The organism is Sporosarcina sp. NCCP-2222, from assembly GCF_023168145.1.
In the GTDB taxonomy this organism is placed as follows: Bacteria; Bacillota; Bacilli; order Bacillales_A; family Planococcaceae; genus Sporosarcina.
In genome coordinates, this window is the sequence record NZ_BQYK01000001.1 from 333,259 (window position 1) to 352,885 (window position 19,627).

General features: G+C 42.9%; 14 protein-coding genes, 1 pseudogene and 1 other annotated feature (1 of these 16 cut by a window edge). Of the genes and pseudogenes, 3 read left to right on the forward strand and 12 right to left on the reverse strand.

What is annotated here, in order from left to right; translation table 11 throughout:
- Window positions 1-507 precede the first annotated feature (507 nt).
- From NCCP2222_RS01890 to NCCP2222_RS01940, 11 genes are all read right to left on the reverse strand, one after another.
- Window positions 508-954 carry a type IV pilin protein gene (locus tag NCCP2222_RS01890; RefSeq protein WP_248509073.1) on the reverse strand — a complete coding sequence of 149 codons (447 nt, stop codon included), beginning with the start codon at window positions 952-954 and terminating at the stop codon, window positions 508-510.
- 107 nt (window positions 955-1,061) lie between these two features.
- Window positions 1,062-2,273, reverse strand: a complete 1,212-nt coding sequence (locus NCCP2222_RS01895) for a type II secretion system F family protein (protein ID WP_248509075.1) — start codon at window positions 2,271-2,273, stop codon at window positions 1,062-1,064.
- Window positions 2,273-3,313, reverse strand: a complete 1,041-nt coding sequence (locus NCCP2222_RS01900; protein ID WP_248509077.1) for a type IV pilus twitching motility protein PilT — start codon at window positions 3,311-3,313, stop codon at window positions 2,273-2,275. Before NCCP2222_RS01900 ends, NCCP2222_RS01895 begins: the two co-directional genes overlap by 1 nt.
- An 11-nt stretch (window positions 3,314-3,324) precedes the next feature.
- Window positions 3,325-4,983, reverse strand: coding sequence for a GspE/PulE family protein (locus tag NCCP2222_RS01905; protein ID WP_248509089.1), 1,659 nt, complete (start codon window positions 4,981-4,983; stop codon window positions 3,325-3,327).
- Window positions 4,984-5,000: 17 nt separating this feature from the next.
- Window positions 5,001-6,356, reverse strand: a complete 1,356-nt coding sequence (locus NCCP2222_RS01910; RefSeq protein WP_248509090.1) for a VanW family protein — start codon at window positions 6,354-6,356, stop codon at window positions 5,001-5,003.
- Window positions 6,357-6,388: 32 nt separating this feature from the next.
- Entirely contained in the window at window positions 6,389-8,032 is a 1,644-nt protein-coding gene (locus NCCP2222_RS01915) for a hypothetical protein (RefSeq protein WP_248509091.1), read from the reverse strand.
- A 12-nt stretch (window positions 8,033-8,044) separates the two neighbouring features.
- The gene (locus tag NCCP2222_RS01920; RefSeq protein WP_248509092.1) at window positions 8,045-8,515 is read right to left on the reverse strand and encodes a PilW family protein; all 471 of its coding nucleotides are present in this window, start codon (window positions 8,513-8,515) and stop codon (window positions 8,045-8,047) included.
- Between the two features lie 26 nt (window positions 8,516-8,541).
- Window positions 8,542-8,961: a type IV pilus modification PilV family protein gene (locus NCCP2222_RS01925; protein WP_248509093.1), complete on the reverse strand. Its 420-nt coding sequence runs from the start codon at window positions 8,959-8,961 to the stop codon at window positions 8,542-8,544.
- A 180-nt stretch (window positions 8,962-9,141) separates the two neighbouring features.
- Window positions 9,142-10,866, reverse strand: coding sequence for a sensor domain-containing diguanylate cyclase (locus NCCP2222_RS01930; protein ID WP_248509094.1), 1,725 nt, complete (start codon window positions 10,864-10,866; stop codon window positions 9,142-9,144).
- Between the two features lie 16 nt (window positions 10,867-10,882).
- On the reverse strand, window positions 10,883-12,586 hold the full coding sequence (locus tag NCCP2222_RS01935) for a GGDEF domain-containing protein (RefSeq protein ID WP_248509095.1): 1,704 nt from the start codon (window positions 12,584-12,586) through the stop codon (window positions 10,883-10,885).
- Between the two features lie 86 nt (window positions 12,587-12,672).
- Window positions 12,673-13,902 (reverse strand): bifunctional folylpolyglutamate synthase/dihydrofolate synthase, encoded by a 1,230-nt coding sequence (locus tag NCCP2222_RS01940; protein WP_248509096.1) that lies wholly within the window; start codon window positions 13,900-13,902, stop codon window positions 12,673-12,675.
- 63 nt (window positions 13,903-13,965) lie between these two features.
- Between NCCP2222_RS01940 and NCCP2222_RS01945 the strand changes: the two genes are divergently transcribed.
- The 3 genes and pseudogenes from NCCP2222_RS01945 (at window position 13,966) to NCCP2222_RS01955 (ending at window position 16,147) form a co-directional block, all read left to right on the forward strand.
- Complete coding sequence (locus tag NCCP2222_RS01945) at window positions 13,966-14,832, forward strand: ATP-grasp domain-containing protein (RefSeq protein ID WP_248509099.1); 867 nt, start codon at window positions 13,966-13,968, stop codon at window positions 14,830-14,832.
- Window positions 14,829-15,629 (forward strand): ATP-grasp domain-containing protein, encoded by an 801-nt coding sequence (locus NCCP2222_RS01950; RefSeq protein WP_248509100.1) that lies wholly within the window; start codon window positions 14,829-14,831, stop codon window positions 15,627-15,629. Before NCCP2222_RS01945 ends, NCCP2222_RS01950 begins: the two co-directional genes overlap by 4 nt.
- A 69-nt stretch (window positions 15,630-15,698) precedes the next feature.
- A pseudogene (locus NCCP2222_RS01955) lies at window positions 15,699-16,147 on the forward strand (N-acetyltransferase family protein).
- A 590-nt stretch (window positions 16,148-16,737) separates the two neighbouring features.
- Here the strand turns inward: NCCP2222_RS01955 and NCCP2222_RS01960 are convergent.
- Entirely contained in the window at window positions 16,738-19,383 is a 2,646-nt protein-coding gene (locus NCCP2222_RS01960) for a valine--tRNA ligase (protein WP_248509102.1), read from the reverse strand.
- 98 nt (window positions 19,384-19,481) lie between these two features.
- Window positions 19,482-19,627: a binding site (T-box leader), on the reverse strand; it runs 76 nt beyond the window's last position.

Consider the following 19,627-nt stretch of genomic DNA (forward strand, 5'->3'; position numbering starts at 1 on the left):
CATTTCTACACTTTTCCGTTCAAACGACTAGTTCAATACCACTATTTTTAATCATGTCAACTGTCACTTTCTTGAACTAGACACGATTAATATCAGAATAAACATCTCCGCAAGTCCAATTTGGGGTCAAGCCGGCGACCCATAAAGAGTTGTTACCAAAACTTTCGCCTACCATTTAGCCTTCTGCAATAAGCGATGGTACACCTACAGAGTTGGTATACCCATCACTACTTTGATTCCCACAAAATACAGGTCAGCCGCAATGAAAATCATGTGGGTCATTGCTTTATTCGGGTTTAACTCGGGAGGTTTCTATGATTTTATTGAGGGTTGGGATGGCGATGATTGCAATGATACCGATAATTATGATGACACATAACAGTCTGAATTGTAAGACAAGATTGGTTTAATCATTATTTTTGTGTATCTTTTACGAGGTAATAAAAAGAAAGGGAAAACTAATAGTATTCCCTTTCCTTTTTACTAACAAGACAAATAATATTAAACTTAATCCTCTTTGTCATCTGCCCCAATAGGAACCGATGTACTATTCTTACTATCATTTATCGCTTTAACTGTTGCCTTTGTAAATGTTACTGTCTTACTTCCACTATAATTAGCGGTTGCGTCAATTGTATTTTCGCTTCCCTTTTCTCCCTTATTAACTGTGCCACCATCATTTAAGGTTCCAAGATCTTTCATATAACCTTCAGTTTGCAATGTTTTAAGAGAGACAGTTGATTCTGTATCGTTTTCCGCAAAATATAACTGAGCCGCGGACATAGCATTTAATGCATCCGCCTTAGCAGCTTTAATTCTTGAGTTTTCAATAATACTACCAATCGATGGCACAGCAATCGCCGCAATAATCCCCAAAATAACAATAACGGCTAATAGTTCGACAAGCGTTAAACCCTTTTCGTTCTTCAGTCTTTTCTGTAAAAACTTTTTCATGTAAATTCCTCCTCAAGTTCCAACCTTTTGTATAAGACAAGCATACCAAACTACCAAACGTAATGGAACTATAATCCTATATTTCTTTCTAACTGTTTATCTTTTCGTCATAAATTATCAATCTGTGTAAATATGCTGAACATCGGGAGTAGTATAGAAAGGACTATAGTCCCAACCAGACCTGCTAGTAAGACGATCATGAGCGGTTCAATCAATGCTTTCAGTCGATCGGTTGCAGCATCAACTTCTTTTTCGTAGAAATCTGCCACTTTTGCCAGCATCGTGTCGAGTGAACCGGTTTGTTCGCCAATTGCAATCATATGGGGAATCAATGGTGGGAATGCCCAGTGTCCGAGCATCGGCTCCGTGAGCGAGCCGCCCCGTTGCAATGATTCTCTTGATTTCGAAACAACCCGGGAAACGACTTCATTTTCGACAATCCGTTCCGTCATCGAGAGTGACTGCAAAATTGGAACGGAACTCGAAAACAACGAACTTAGCGTCCGAGTCAACGTTGCGAGTGAGGATTTTTTGACGATATCGCCAAAAATCGGCATCCGGAGCAGCAACGTATCAAGCATAAACTTCCCATTTCGGTTTGACCGCATCATCATGACTGTTACTACTATTGCCGCCACGAATAAAAAGAACAAGTACCAGTAATCGACCATGAAATCGCTTGCCTGTAAAACGAATTTTGTCAGCCAAGGCAACTCTCCGCCTACACTGTCAAACAGGTCAACGAACATCGGCACAACAAATGTCAGCAAGAAAATGACAACGCCGATTGCCACAATACCAACTACAATTGGATACGAAAGTGCTGATAACACCTTTTGCTTCAACCGATGCGCTTTCTCATAATGATCGGCGAGGCGGTCGAGTGAATCATCGACGGTTCCGGACATTTCGCCTGCTTCGATCATATTGATGACGAGCGGCTCAAAGGCCTTTGGATGCTTTGCGAGTGCTGCGGATAACGAACCGCCTCCTCTTAGGTCATCCCCTATTGCAATCAATATTTTTTGAAACTGCTTTCCTTCTACCTGAAGGGATAAAATACGGATCGATTCTACAATCGTGACACCTGCCCGAAGCAATGTGGAAAATTGGCGCAGAAACATAATGAACTGGGTCCGTTTCACTGGCCTTCCAAAGTGTATCTCTTTCGTCAGCGCCGTCTCCGCAATTTCTTGGAGGTTTTTCACCCGTATGCCCTGGCTTTTGAGCTTTAATGCCGCTTCTCGTTTGTTTCCAGCAGTAATGACCCCAGTCCGTATCGATCTTGCATCACGACCTTCGTATTTAAAACGAGCCATTACGATTCATCACCTTCGAGGTACGGCATCGCCATGTCATAGGCAATAACACCTTGATCGAGCAGCTGCCTGACGGAAGTAGACATCATATGCATGCCCATAGAACGATTTGTTTGAATAACATTCGGGATCTGATGGACTTTTTCAGATCGAATCAAGTTTGCGATGGCAGGATTATTAATCATCAGTTCTGTCGCTGCCCTTCTTCCTGTTCTATCAACTGTCGGAAATAAACGCTGCGATAGAACTGCGGTCAATACGCCTGCTAGCTGAACACGAATTTGCGCCTGCTGACCATGCGGAAACACATCAATAATACGATCGATGGTAGAAGCAGCGCTCCAAGTATGAAGTGTAGCCAACACAAGATGTCCGGTTTCCGCTGCGGTAATAGCCGTTGATATCGTCTCTAGGTCGCGCATTTCACCGACTAAGATGACGTCCGGGTCCTGCCGCAATGATGCCCGAAGGCCTGCAGCAAACGAATCGGTGTCGAAGCCTACTTCACGCTGATCAATAATTGATGATCCATGCGCGTGCACATACTCAATTGGATCTTCTAGCGTAATAATATGTTTGCGCATCGTTTCATTAATGTAACGAAGCATCGAGGCTAGAGTGGTAGATTTCCCAGAACCAGTCGGCCCCGTGACAAGAATAAGTCCTTGCGGCGTGCCGGCAAGTGACTTGAGCACGCCAGGAATTTGCAAGTCTTCAATTGTCGGGATTTTTGTCGGTATGGTCCGAAAGGCGATTGAAACCGCCCCTCTTTGCTGAAATGCATTGACACGGAACCGCGAAACTCCTGGAACTTCGTAAGAATAATCGATTTGTCCGCTCTTTTTAAACGTTTCAAACAGTTTACCTGGAATCGTCGTCTTGGCGACAAGTTCTGTAAAATCACTATCCAATTCGTCTGTTCCATACCGTTTTAAATCGCCATGGATTCTAAATACAGGCGGCATTCCAATGGTCAAATGAATATCGGATGCTTTCAATTCAAAGGCTTTCGCTAATAGTTCATCAATTCTGTCTTTCATATTTGATACCCCTATTCAATCAAAGCTACACGCAAAACTTCTTCTGTTGTCGTGATACCTTGTTGTACTTTATCCAGACCATCGTCAATTAAGAAAACAGTGCCGCTTTGAATGGCGATTTCACGAAGCTTGGAAGGCGTTCCGCCATTATTAATAACTTCGCGCATGTCATCTGTCAGGACAAGCACTTCATGAATGGCAATCCGGCCACGATATCCCGTCATGTTGCAAGACGCACAGCCAGGCCCACGTACAATCGTTTCAATGGACTTACCGCGTTTTGCGAAAATTTCTTTTTCCCGATTGGATGCAGGCATGGTCGCGCCGCAGTCGCGGCACACACGCCGGATGAGCCGTTGCGCAACAATTGCATTAACAGACGACGTCACGAGGAATGGTTCGACGCCCATATCGAGCAGCCGTGTCACCGAGGCAATCGAGTCATTTGTATGAATGGTACTCAAAACAAGATGCCCCGTAAGCGATGCACGAATGGCAATTTCCACTGTCTCACGATCCCGGATTTCACCGACCATAACAATATCCGGATCTTGCCGGAGAATCGACCGAAGTCCGGCTGCGAAAGTTAGTCCAACCTGTGGATTCACCTGTATTTGGTTGATCCCTTCAAGCTGATATTCCACCGGGTCTTCTACCGTAATAAGATTAACTTCTTCTTGATTTAAACGGTTAAGTGCCGCATATAAAGTGGATGATTTCCCCGAACCGGTAGGTCCAGAAATTAACACAATGCCATTTGGCCGTTCAATTTGTTGTAAAAAACGCTCCAAGTTCATTTCGCTAAATCCCAGTTTCGATAAATCATTTAAGGAGCTGCTTAAATCCAAAATACGCATAACAATTTTTTCACCAAATACAGTAGGAAGGGTCGATACACGCAAATCGATCGGTCGGAAGTCGATATTCACTTTAATCCGACCGTCCTGTGGAACCCGTTGCTCGGTAATATCGAGACGGGACATGATTTTAATGCGCGCGGTAAGCATTGCTTGCATATGCTTCGGCAAATAGCGCTCGGTATGAAGCAACCCATCAATACGAAAACGGATCGCCACTTGATGTTCTTGTGGATCGATATGAATATCACTTGCCTTTTGGGTAATAGCAGAAGAAAGCAATTGATTCACAAGCCGGACAATCGGCGAGTCCAGATCGGTCAGTTCATCTTGCTGCTCACGCGTATCTTCAGGCTGGTCAATTAAAAAGTCTTCTAGCAAGTCATCTTCGTAATACTTGGAAATTGTCCGTAAGATATCGTCTTTTGATGCAATTGCTGGTTCAATATGGAATCCCGTGGAAAGCCGAAGGTCATCGATAGACAAATAGTCCATGGGATCAGCCATTGCCACAAACAGCTTGTCCCCTTCTGCTTTTAGAGGAACGATCAAATTCCGTTTTGAAAACTCTTTCGGTACAATATTGAAGAGCTTAGCATCAAACGGATAACGGAATAAGTTGATGTGCGGAATCCCTAGTTGGAACTCCAAAACTTCTATTAATTGCTGTTCTGTGATATAGCCGCGCTGCAGTAATGAATCCCCCAGTTTCTGGTCACGCGGCTTTTCCGCTAAAGCTGTTTGCAGCTGTGCATCTGTAATCAGGCCAGATTCCACAAGTAAATCCCCTAGCCGTTTTCGAGTTGTCGCCATACTTCCTCTCCTCTCGATCACTTGTTGACCGGCATGCCGCCTTTGTCATAAATGATGCCTTCCTGACTATCCGACTGTTGTCCATTCGATCCAGTGGAAGTAGTACTTGTACTTGTTTGCCCTGAAGTCACTTCTTCCTGAGTACCTTCTATTTGTGCTTGTGTGGAAGCTGAATCAGAAGTCACTTCATTGCCACCCGGCACTGTTACTGTCTCCGAGTCCGTTGAATCAGATATACTAGCAGCCTCTTTCTCATCTACGAGAGGATGCAATTCAACACGAGGAACAGGAGCATAAAAATCCTTCGATACAGGTTCCATCTCCACTAAAACACCTTCTTGTTTCAGCGCTCTCTGAACAATAGCTTCCAATCCATCCTTACCAATTTCCTTCTCAACAACCTGGCCTGTTGGAATAAAAGCGCTGAATTGCTTGATGATCCGCGGCTTGAACGTATCCACTCGTTCGATATAAGGTTCGTATTGGTACACCAACGGCAAGCCTTCAATGGAAATTAGCAGCTCATTTGCTTTCACTTCCGTATGTAAAACAAAATCTGCTTTATTAGGATTCAGAAATGAAAACCCGATACCGAGCCGGCGATTCACAGCAGCTTCAAATCCAACTTCAACTGCCGGAGGGAGCGACGAACTAATGGCTCGTTCCTCAATCGCAAAATTCGTTTGCAAAACCGCTTGATACAAAGTCGAAGCAAGAATGGTCAGCTCAGAGTCAGATAACGGAGCCACTTCCGTTTCCCCAAGCTCTTCCGTCAAATCAAAAACTTGATGCCCCTTAATTTCTGCCCCGTCCAGGCTCCGAATCGCTTCAATTAGTATAGGAGATAGATGATCCATCGAATGACTTGCTGACGCCACCATCGTCTGCTTCCGGTCAGCCTTTGTCATATAATCCGTTATGTACACGACATGCGGAAAAATGGCACTCTGCATCTCTTCTGCTATTCCCTGCGAAATCATTTCAATTGATTCCTTCGAAAACGAAATAGATCCGAATTGTTGCACCAACACAGTCTCCAACCCATCTTCAGAAACAATCGAGTATAACGGGTTTTCTTCCCCAGGCTGCGCCTCCGCTACAGATTTCTCCACATTAAAAGCTACAATTTCCTTTGGCAATTGAGCCGTCTCATCTAAATAAACGATTGACAGCTCCATCTGATCGTGAAGTGCAGTTACATCAGTTGCCAGCTTGGCTTTTGCTTCACCTACGGTTAATCCCGAGATGTCGTATGGGCCGATGAAAGTGCGGGACGAGAATTCTTTCTTTCGAAATTCAGAAGCAAATACTCCTGTTGATATTAATATAACCGATAAAATTATTATGAAAAAAGAGAGGATTTTTTTATTCACCTACTCTCCCACCTTTCCTATATGCTTCAGATTCAATATTCGATATCGATAATAGGTTTTTTCCAATTTATCGTAGAATCGATAGGTTCTCCTCCGCATTTGGATGTCCACTCTTCACTATTCGTTAATGTTATCTCTCTACTATTAATAGTTTCATTATTCATATTCAACACATAAATACTACTGGATGAATCCTTATTAATGTTTTCTACAGAGAATTTCCCACCTACGCAAACTAAACTATTTGGTTTTAAATCCAACTTATCCGCAGTAAAATCCCCTCTTACAATTATTTTCAAATTATCGTTTTGTTGGACATGCTTAGACTTATAGTTTCTATTAACATAAAGTTCAAGCCTTTCGTTGCCTTGTATTTGTTCAGAATAAAAATCTGAGGCTACAATTATTTTTAAATTCTTATTATTCTGTATATGTTTCGAATTAAATTGACCTCCGACATGAATTATAGAGTTGCTTTTATTATGCTGGATTTGTTCAGACTCAAAATTCCCTAAAGTTAAGATCTCCAAGTTCTCATTCTGATCAATTTGTTTTGAGCTAAAATCTCCCGCAACTTCCAACTTAATAAATCCAGTATTTTGCTGAATTTGTTCAGATGCGAAATTCTTGTTAGTCTTAAATTTAGAATTATGGTTTTTTTGAATTTGCTTAGCAGTTATTCCATTTAAAGCCGTTATCATTAACTTGCTAGAGTTATCATTAATTTGTTCGGAAGAAAACAATCCATTTGTATGTATCTGGAGTTCCCCGTTTTGTTGTATCTGTTTAGCCGAAAAATCCCCTCCCGACTGTATATTAACTGTCCCATTTTGCTGAATTTGTTCTGATTTAAATAGTGCTCCTGATGTTACTGTAAAACTGGAATAATTCTGTTCAATTTGTTTCGCAGTAAAATTACCATTTGTTCCTATATCCACTGACTTATTTTGTTGAATTTGTTCTCCATTGAAATTTGTATTAGAACAGTAAACTTTCACAAAATCTTGTTGTTGATATCTTTGATTTTGTAAACAATTTAAATGTTGACCAATTTCTCTAATTTGATGAGGTTTTAACATATCAAATGCAGGTTTTTCTTCACCTTCATTACTATTCTCGATCATACTAGGTATATATAATAATAATTCCATTTCAAGCTTTGTTTTTGATTTGTTTTTATATTCACCTGTAACTGTACCAGATACTCTTGTATAGAAATTACTCAAAGAGTCAGAGTATGGTGTAATAATTGGTCTCTCATTAAAATAGAATATGACGTCGTTATTGGGAGAAATAATATTAACATTTCTCAACTTCTGATATACCTTCGTGTAAACTTCATTCCGATAGTATTCTGCAACTTCTTCAATACGCTTTTCCTTGTGCACTATAGATTTATCATTAACAATGTTTTCTTTTTCTTTAAGAAATAAACTATATTCCTTATTCCATATATCTTTTCGAATATCAATAAAATAGTTGTTATATAAATTTGAGTAAAACTCAACTCCCATTTCTGCAGCTACAACTGAAAGCTGATTATCATCCACAAGGTGCTCTTGCTTAGCGTTACTTATAGATCCTCTCACGAAAATAGCGGTAACCGTCATAATGAAAACGACCAAAAAAAGGACAATGAGTAATGTATATCCTCTTTGATTCAGAAGAATTTTCATCTTATCTGCCTCCTATCGCTTAGTACTTTCATCAATACGTGAAATAGTAGTTTGCACTTTAATAGATGGTCCATTATTTTTATCAGTATTGACGCTCACTGTTAATAGGTAGGAAGGAGAATACCGTACTCCAGCTTCCTCTTTTTTTTGTTTTGTAAAAATTTTCTCTGGCTGTCCTGACAACTCGTATTTAAAAGCTGGATTTGAATAAACCGAAATGATCTTACCATTCGAGCATTCCTGGACTTCCCACGAACCTTGGTTTTCTTGTATTATTTGATAACACTCATATTTCCTATGTATTCTCTGGATATCTGTAATAATATAATTCGCATCCTGCTGCATTTGCAGTTTTTTCGTTTCAGTCACATTATATTTCATGCTAATCGCAACGGTGGTCCAGATGAGCACAATAACAAGGGACGTTAAAAGGAGTGTTGCCAGCACCTCTACTAACGTCATTCCATCCTGTTTTTTCAACACACCTTTCACCCCTTCCATCTCTGCGATCAATCCCGTACATAACCGAATGTTTCACTGACTGGTTTGTTTTCGTGCCCCGGTCTGAAAAATTTAATATGCACTTGATATAATGCAACTTGTTCAGTTGGCTCTCCTTCTTTTTTCAAGTCGGGAGTCATTTTATATTGAATTGTAACTTTATATCCTTCTACATTATCATCCGAGATTTCACATCTATCAATAATTCCTTTACATTCAGCCGGAATTCCCATATCCTTAATTTCCTCCAACTTACTCCTAGCCAAATTCATCGTCTCCAACTTGCTACCCGTCTTCTCATTAAAATTCGTCATCTGCGGAAAAACCGTCATGAAGCCGACGAAGACAATCCCTAAAATAACAAGGGAGGCCAATAACTCCACCAGCGTTACCCCCCGTTCATTGTTGTCCACTCGTAAACGCTTCATGGAATTGCCCTCCCTTTGTTTTCTCTACCACTATTTTCATTGTTTAATCTAACAGATTACATTTTCTTTACATTCCTATCAATCTTGTTACTTACAGCATACAAAATTCATCAAAACTTATCAACTTTTCTCGAATGCTAGTAAAAAAGATATAAAAAAAGACCGGTTCCCCGGTCCTGTTTATACAACGGTATTGAACTGAGTTTCTTCGTAGACGCCGACTCGGTTACGGCCGGCCTGCTTTCCGCCAATGTAGAGTGCGCGATCCGCCTTGCGCAATAAATCTTTCGCGTCGTTTGCATCACTCGGGATGGAGGCGACACCTGCGCTGATGGTCATTTGGACTTGAATGGCCTGCCGGTCTGCTGTGAGATCGGGAATGATTCGGAAGTTGGTTGCCATGACTTCCATGCGAATTGATTCAGCGATTTTGTAAGCCTGTTGTTTATCGACATTCGGCAGCAACATGACAAATTCCTCGCCTCCATAACGTGTGAGGGTCGCACCATGCGCCAAATGGCTTTTCAGAAGTTCCGCAAATGCGCAAAGCAGATCATTCCCACTTTGATGGCCATAGGAATCATTAATTGATTTGAAATGGTCAATATCCAAAATGATGACGGACACCTGGCTGATGTCTTTCGTGTGATACCGAATCATTTCCTCGTCCATCTTCCGTTCCAAGTATCTAAAATTATGAAGTCCGGTTAAACCGCATCGTTCACTCTTTTCCACTGTTTTTTCAAAATACATAGCTTTGTCGATAGAAGCGATCAAGTATCCGGCCAGCACACCTATCATTTTAGTATGCAGCTCTGTGAAAATGTACCGACTGCTTGCGGTAAGAATTAAAAAGCCTTCTGTCTTCGATCCTCTGAGTATCGGGGTGGTCATAACGGATTGAATGGCCGGTGCAAAATGATACTGCTCCAATTTGCTCATCATTTTTCGATTCGAATAAACACAGGTCGCCTCCGTGTCCAGTCCGTTCCCTGCAATTAGCCAATCTGGACAAGTGAACAGCTCCGCTTTCTCCACAATTTGACCAGCTTCTACTACCCGAAGCATGACTAGCTTATCTTTTCGTAAATCAATAATATACGCATTCTCATAAGGAATAACCGTTTTGAGCTTACTGATAAATGTGTCCATCACATCCTCCACCCGCAGATTTTTAGCCAGCTGATGTCCGATCGCTGTGGCGGAGGTTAGTACGTCATGCAACCCTTCCGATTGGACATATCGCCTTGTGATCAGCAATACAAGAATGAATGGAATACCGATCAGCAAGAACGATTTATTATCCAAGAGTGCTGTCAAGAAACATAACGTCATGGCAAAAGGAAGTAGCAGTATCGTAATGATGTAGTCCTTCACTGCAGAATCCCAAAACTCGATCGCCTTATATTTCACGAATTTAAAATAAGCCAGTAGCAATAAGTTATTCATGACGGAATACGTCGAAGCGTACAGAAATCCGAACAACGCCAGCCTGCCGACAGATGGTTCACCCACTGTTCCGCCTACTGCGTAATAAACTGCCGCACTTGTAAGTGAAACGATAGCAAAAATCGCCGAGTTACCTGCGAATCTCATTACTTTTGATGTGGAGGAACGGTCCGAAAATAAGAGTAGAAAGACACCGAACTGGATAAAAAGAAATTCAACTACTAATCCGTAATGAAAAAACACATAAAATAATACCCATCTGTCCAAACTCAACGAAACACTGTTCAAACGAACCGGCAGCATCATAATGAGCGCATACACAACTAAATTAAATCCAATATCGAACCAATCTAACTTGCCAAGCGGGAAATAATGAATGCTGACATATAATATAGATGGGAAAAGCAACAACCACAACGTTAATATGACTCTCTTTTGCATCGCAGAATATTGCATTCCCATCCTCCATTCGTTATCTCACATATTGTGCAACCCTATCCCGACCCGCCTGCTTCGCACCAATGTAGAGGGCCCGGTCCGCATTCCGCAACAGGGTCATCGCTTCGTCAGCATCATCCGGAGCTGCAGATACGCCAATACTTGAAGTAATGAATACATCAAGTTGCCGTTTATCCTCACTTAAATCAGGAATGATTGCAAATGGCGTGGCTCTGATTTGCTGCCGTAATGCTTCCGCAAAAAGATACGCCTCGTCTTTTTGTTTATTTGGAAGCAAGACTAAAAACTCTTCACCGCCGTACCTGCCGACCGTCGCGCCTTCCGGTTTTACTTGCTCTAACAGTTCCGCAAAACTCGCAAGTATATCATTTCCACTTTGATGCCCATACGTGTCATTAACTTGTTTAAAATGGTCAATGTCCACCATGACAATGGAAAGTGACCTAAGATCTCCTCTGCCAAGCTTTTTCATATCGCCGGACAGCTTATCTTCGAGATATTTGTAGTTATAGAGCTTTGTCAATGCGCATTTTTCACTCTTCGCCAGCGCTTCCTGCATATACCTCGCTTTGTCGAGAGACACGATGAAGTAAGAGCCAAGTAAATCCAAAATCTTCAGCTGATATTCCTTGAAAGCCTTTCTTCTTCTAGAACCGAGCAGAAGTATGAATTCAACTTCATCTTGATGGGAAATCGGTACACATAGAATACTTTCCAAATCCAGCGGCGCGAAGTGCAGTGCGATATCTTCCCATTCGGATCTTCGCCGGTATATGACAGGCTCCGTTTTGGAGAGCACACTTCCAGCAATCCCCTGCCCGATTTGAAATGACTCAAATCCATTTTCAATAAATTTGTCGTCTTCCAAAACCCTCACTTGCTCCAGCCATTGCCCATGACTTTTGAACAAGTACACATGATCGGACTGGAACAGGATACTTACCTTTTGGATAAATTGATCCCGTACTTGCTGGACACTAGATATGCCAGCCAATTCATTGCCGATCTCACCCGCCCTTTTCAAATCACTGTTCACTCGCTCCGATTTACTATATTGACGGATAATTGTAACCGTCACCAAATACGGAATGCCAATTAAAGCAAATGCACTTTCCCCAATGGCCTCTAGTAAAAAGTACAGCGTTAAGGAAATCGGAAGCAGAAGGACGACGCTTCCATATTCAAAGGCAATATCGCGAAACGTAAAAACAGATGAACTCCTGCTATACATAAAATAGATTTTGAGTATCGATAAATTGGCAACCGTATAAAATAGCCGGTAGACAGCGAGGCTGACGAGAGCGATTCCAAAGTGATTCGTTCCGATATCACCACCAACAAAATAGAACCCGAAAGCCGCCACTGCCGAAGTGATCATGACCATCGATGAATTAATGAAATACCTCTTGACGAACGGCAATGAACTTTTTTGTACGGTCAATGTAGCGAAAAGCGCCAGCTGGCTAATTATTATTTCAACGAACAGCCCATACTCCAGAAATACAGCCATCGTCACCCACATCGTCAATGAAATAGGTTTACCATTAAATTTTACTATGAAAGAAGACGTCAGTAAGGCCATGAACGTATAAAGAATGATTCTGAACCAATCAAATGACTGCGGCGAGAAATTTGCCCATGCAAAATAGAGTCCAGAAGGAACAATGAGCAGCCAACAAAAGAAAAAAATAAGTATATGATCTCTCTTCTGGGACATTTCTCATTTCCTCCTTACCTAATTAAAAGGGTTCTTAATTTATTTTACACGTTTACCAATTCATTACACTTAATGAACTTCCATCCTCATTTTAACTCAAAGTAGTCCAAAAGACTAGTGATTAGATACAGTGACCCTGCAACTATTTTCTTCCTAGTATTTCCTCTTGTTAGTATTATAGAATCAGCTTCCAATTTTGTCACCCTTTTTGTACTATACCGACAACTTTCCATAAGCTGTTCAGCAGAGGCGGCTTGTGGATGTGGAAAAGAGATAAATGTAAAGGATTTAGCCACGGGAATCAGTTCATCGAGGGTCTTTTGAATATCTTTGGTTTGCAGCATCCCAATTATAAAATCAACTTTCTCTCCAGGGAACTCTGTCCGGATCGTATCAGCTAGTGCTTTAGCTGCAGCCGGATTATGTGCACCATCCAGAAATACCCCCTCGCTAATTTCCTGAAACCGGAACGGAAGCTGTGCTTTGGCAATGGCGGCTGCGACGGCTGGCTGTTCCAAATTAATTCCCGCAAGCAACAGTGCTTCCAAAGCAACGGCGGCGTTTCTTGCCTGGTGTGGTCCTTTCATCTTCCTCGTTTGCCATTCGAATGAAGCTAAACCGATGAATCGCTCCGTTTCCCCTGTCTCCAATGTAAAATCAACTCCGAAGCTTCTCCAAGGGCTTTCTAGCGTATCTGCCTTTTGTTCAATCACAGCTTTTGCCTCATCCGGCAAACTTCCCGTTACGACAGGCACCTGCTTCTTAATGATTCCCGCCTTATGGCCCGCAATTTCTGTAAGTGTCGTTCCGAGAAACCCTTCATGGTCTAGTGCGATGGAAGTAATGATAGATACGAGTGGCGTTACCACGTTTGTGCTGTCCAGCTCTCCGCCCATTCCGCATTCCAGCAAAACATAATCTGGAGCATTCCGTTGGAACACCAAGAATGCAGCAACCGTCAGCAACTCAAAATCTGTTAGTAACCCGCTAATGCCATTTTCCTTCATGCAGCGAAACGCTACGTCCAACTCCGTTCTGCTGGCCGGCAGCCCGTCTAATCTGATCTGATCATGCAGATCGACAAGTGCGGGAGAAGAAAATACCCCTGTCTGATAGCCGTGCTCTTTAAGAATAGCTTCCATAAAGGCAACAGTGGAGCCTTTCCCATTTGTCCCCGCCACATGGATAATTTTCAACTCTTTTTCCGGATTTCCGACGCGGCGCAACGCCTCTTTCACGTGATCCAGCCCTGGTTTTATTTCGCTATCACTACGAATGTCCCATCGCTCTTTATATTCATCCAATTTTGGAATCAATTGAATCCCTCCGTGTGTTAAAATCAGCTTAGGGTAAGTATATCATGGCCGGAGGGGTCCTATATGAGAAGTTGTTGGGTGATTTACAATGGCAGTTTAACTAGCGATAAATTCCTAGATCAGGCAGTACTTGTTGCGGAAGCGGCAGAGCGGGCAGGCATTCAGGCGACATTGAAAAAGAACTTTGAGGTACTGATCGATCTCTCAGCGCCAATTCGTAATCGGCCAGATTTTGTCGTTTTCCTCGATAAAGACATTTTGCTCGCGACCTATTTGAAACAGAATGGCATCCCCGTCTTCAATGATCCGGATGTCATCGAAACGTGTGACAACAAAGCAAAACAATATATTAAACTTGCAAATGCAGGCATCCCGATGCCTAAAACGATCATTGCGCCAAAAGTGTATCCGAATTTCACCATACAGAACACCGGATATTATGAAAATGTACTCAAGCAACTTGGCTTGCCGCTCATTATAAAAGAAGGACATGGCTCTTTCGGCATGAAAGTGTATTTGATTGAAACAGAAGAAGACTTTTATGCGAAAGTCGATGAATTGAGAGGGATTGATTATGTATTTCAACAGTTCATTGCATCGAGCCGAGGGCGTGACATTAGGGTCAATATTGTCGGCGGTGAAATCGTGGCGGCCATGTATCGTTCGTCTGAAACCGATTTCCGGGCGAATATTACAAATGGCGGGGTGGCAAGCGTTATCGAACTCTCCGATGAGCAAAAGTCGATTGCATTGCAAGCTGCCGAGGCGGTTGGGGCCGAATTTGCCGGCGTCGATTTGTTATTTGGCGAAAGCGGACAGCCGCTCGTCTGTGAAGTGAACGCTGCCGCACATATCCGCAATATTTATAATGTCACGGGCATTAATGTTGCGGATAAGATGATTGAATATATTGTAGGGAAGCTGTCATGAAAGGATGTCTTTATTATTCATCCGCGGAGGCCGAACGAAATAAAGGATTTATTGATGACTTGAAGAATTCAGCCCATCGATTGGATATGGAATTGACACTTATCGTGGATGAAGAACAACCTGCTGAGGATGCTGATTTCATTATTTTCCGCGATCGAAATCCAGAGCTATCTGCGAATTGGGAGGCCGCAGGGTTTCGACTGTTCAACCGGTCGGAAGTGAACCGGATCGCTAATGATAAATTCAAGACTTATGAACTTGCAGCATTGCTCGGCATTCCTGCCGTCCCTACAAAAAAAGTCGGCTCAGCCGATGAGCTTTCCGTCTTCCCGAACGTCTTAAAAACGTGTGATGGCCATGGTGGCAATGAGGTTTCTCTTTGCCAATCGAAAGAAGAAGCGGAGGATTTTTTCAATACGTTTGCTGGCCGGAACATCATTACCCAGCCTTTTGTTGAATCGAACAGCACGGATATACGGGTGTTCATGCTCGGGAATGAAGTACTAGGTGCCGTAAAACGCATAGGACGCGATTCGTTCAAATCAAACTATACATTAGGCGGCTCCGTGGAACGATACATTCTTTCTGCATCACAGGAAAAGGAAGCGCAAACCATGGCGAAGGCTTTAAAAAGCGACTATATCGGCATCGACTTTCTCCTGTTGCCGGATGGCCGCTGGCTGCTGAACGAAGTGGAGGATCCAGTCGGAGCCAGATCGTTATATGTAACACATGACGTCTCCCCTGCTGCTGAATTGATGAAATATGTTAAGAGAACATTCATGGATCATGGATGACAATGGGGCGAGAAAGGCGCACGATTCACACTGCAGTCATGGAATGGAAAGCGCCGAGGAGGCAAGAAGATGAACCTGCCCGAAATGATTATCATTCCGTATCGCCCGGAATATGCTGAACAAACTGTGAGCATGTGGCGTACTAGTAAAGAAAAGGCCATTTGCCGGAATGAAATTCATAGCTTTGAGGAGCATGTTTATTTTTTAAATCAATTGTACCAAAGCATTTTCATATAGACATCGCCTTATTTAACCAGCAAGTAGTAGGCATGATTGCGTATAATAATGAGGAAATTAGCCAGCTCTATATTCATGTTGACTATCAAGGCTTTGGTATCGGCCAATTATTCCTGGACATTGCTAAATCGCAATCAAGCGGGAAGCTAACAGTAACTACATTTGAAATAAATAAAAACGCGCAACGTTTTTATGAAAAGAATGGGTTTCAAAAAGTTGGCAGAGGACATGAAAACGAAGAAGGCTTGCCTGATATTCAATATGAATGGCATGCCAGATAAATGAATCGAATAACGGTCGGCGATAAGAAATGATATAAACGCACAGCTACGCCTGTGCGTTTTTCACTCTCCATATGTTCCTCATGAATGTTGTGTGCTAATTAACCTGCCTGCCGTTCTTATTCACAAATTGAAGTAGTACAAAATTTACCCACGATATAATCGGGATAGCAATTATTAAAGTAAGTGATTCTGAATCGTCGACACCAAAAATACGCGCCTCTTCATTCATATTGTACATAATGAACATGGTAGAAAGTAAGATGATGATATTTACAAATACAGCTGATACCATACTCCATACTTTATGTTCCGTCTTTTTTAGGATAGCAACCGACCCGATTGCTGAGATAAATAGAGAAAAGAATATCATTACATATACCAGATGAATTCCCCCTATTTTTTCTTTCATCTTCTTTTCTTCAACTTTACCACATAAACGGTTTCTCCTTAAAGATCTTTTCCATAGGATACCAATTCCCAATCGCTTTGATCAAAGTACTTTGGAACTTCACAAACCAATATAAAAAACACCTCAGATACAACAAAAAAGCTGGCGGTCTCTTCTGATAGAAGGCCGCCAGCTGTTATTACATTTCTTTCAATTCTTCAATCCGGCGCTCTACAGCCGCCTTCTTCTCGAGGTAATCTTTTTCTTTTTCGCGCTCTTCCGCTACAACCGCTTCCGGTGCTTTGGAAATGAATCGCTCATTGGAAAGTTTGCCTTGGACGCGCTTCACTTCGCTGTCCCACTTTGCCAATTCCTTCGTCAGACGCGCAATTTCTTCCTCGACATTGATCAAGCCTTCAAGCGGCAAGAACAGTTCCGCTCCTGTAATGACAGCAGACATCGATTTACCTGGCGCAGAAATGCCAATGCCAATTTCAAGCGTTTCCGGATTACAGAAACGTTCGATGTAATTCCGGTTCGCTTCCAGCACGTCAACAATCGCCTGATCTTTAGCTGCAAGGTACAAGGATACTTTCTTGCTCATCGGCGTGTTTACTTCCGCACGGATATTACGCACTGCATGGATCAGATCGACGAGCAGTTTCATTGCTGACGCTTTGTCTGTATCCGTCAATGACGTATCAACAACCGGCCAAGCAGCTGTCGTGATTGATTCGCCTTCATGCGGGAGGTTTTGCCAGATCTCTTCTGTAATGAACGGCATGAGTGGATGCAACAAACGCATCGTGTTATCGAGCACATAAGCTAGAACCGAACGAGTCATCTTCTTCGCCGCTTCATCTTCCCCGTATAACGGCAATTTCGCCATCTCGATGTACCAGTCGCAGAAATCGTCCCAGATGAAATTGTATAGGGCACGGCCGACTTCACCGAACTCATACTTGTCAGCGAGTTTCGTTACTTGCTCGATCGTTTCGTTCAAGCGTGTCAAAATCCAAGCGTCTGCTACGGATTTCTCACCGGACAAATCGATTTCTTCGTATGTCATGCCATCCATGTTCATCAAAGCAAAACGGGATGCGTTCCAGATTTTATTCGCAAAGTTCCAGATCGCTTCAACCTTCTCCGTCGAGAAACGAAGGTCTTGGCCAGGCGATGAACCTGTTGCCAGGAAGTAACGCAATGCGTCTGCCCCGTACTGATCGATGACATCCATTGGATCTACGCCGTTGCCGAGCGACTTGGACATTTTCCGTCCATCTTCTGCACGCACCAGGCCATGAATGAGTACGTCTTTGAATGGACGCTGCCCTGTAAACTCGATCCCTTGGAAAATCATCCGGGATACCCAGAAATAAATGATGTCATAGCCCGTGACGAGCGTATCTGTTGGATAATAGCGCTTGAATTCTTCGTTTTCCGCATCCGGCCAGCCCATTGTAGAGAACGGCCAAAGCGCGGAGGAGAACCAAGTGTCCAAAACATCATTATCCTGGTTCCAGTTTTCGATATCAGCAGGTGCTTCATGCCCTACATACACTTCGCCTGTTTCTTTATGATACCAAGCCGGAATCCGGTGGCCCCACCAAAGCTGGCGAGAGATACACCAATCATGCAGGTTTTCCATCCAATTCAAATACGTTTTTTCAAAACGTTCCGGTACAAAATTGACTTTGCCTTCGCCATGCTGAAGATCGATCGCTTCTTTCGCTAGTGGACCCATTTTAACGAACCATTGTGTTGATAAATACGGTTCCACTACAGCGCCGCTTCGCTCTGAATGGCCGACTGCATGTAAATGTTCTTCAATTTTGAAGAGGACATCCATGTCCTGTAAATCCTTAACGATCTGTTTACGGCATTCAAACCGATCCATGCCTTCGTATTTGCCCGCCAGCTTATTCATCGAGCCGTCTTCATTCATGACGAGAACGCGAGGCAAATTGTGGCGGTTACCGATTTCAAAGTCGTTCGGGTCATGAGCAGGTGTAATTTTCACCGCACCGCTTCCAAACTCCATGTCGACATAATCATCAGCAACAATCGGAATTTCCCGGCCGACGATCGGCAATTTGACCGTTTTTCCGATCAAATGCTTGTAGCGCTCATCTTCCGGATGAACTGCAACCGCCGTATCCCCAAGCATAGTTTCAGGACGGGTCGTCGCTATTTCGATGCTTCCGGTTCCGTCCGCTAGTGGGTAGCGCATATGATAGAATGCACCCTGTACATCCTTATGGATTACTTCAATATCAGAGATGGCTGTTTTGGTTGCCGGATCCCAGTTGATAATATATTCGCCGCGGTAGATAAGGCCTTTTTCATACAATTTGACAAAGACTTCACGAACTGCGCGAGACAGTCCTTCATCAAGCGTGAACCGTTCACGGGAATAATCGAGTGCTAGACCAAGCTTCGACCATTGTGCCCGGATATGGCTGGCATATTCCTCTTTCCATTTCCATGTTTCTTCAAGGAATTTTTCCCTTCCTAAGTCATATCTTGTTTTGCCATCAGCACGCAGTTTTTCTTCTACTTTCGCTTGAGTCGCAATTCCAGCATGGTCCATGCCTGGCAGCCATAATGCGTCATAGCCCTGCATCCGTTTCATACGGATCAGAATATCTTGCAACGTTGTGTCCCATGCGTGACCCAAATGCAATTTACCTGTTACGTTTGGCGGTGGGATTACGATCGTATAGGGTTCTTTCCCACTCTCCGGCTGCGCTTCAAAATATTTGCCCTCAAGCCACCATTCGTATCGTCCCGATTCAATCGACTGCGGATCGTACTTCGTTGGCATTGTACTATTTTCAGTTGTCATACCAATTCCTCCTTCATTTCAACCATTACTCTACAGGATGCATATGAGCGAAAAAGATGCGGGAAGGTTTTCCGGAAAATAAAAAAACCCCTATCGCCAAAAAGGACGAAGGAGTTATATTCGCGGTACCACCTTTATTCGTGCAAACTAACGTCTGCACCTCAACATCTTATAACGGCTTCTAACCGGCTTCCGCTACTTCAAAGTTCACGGAAACTGCTCCCGGGTGACTTTCAACAAAACC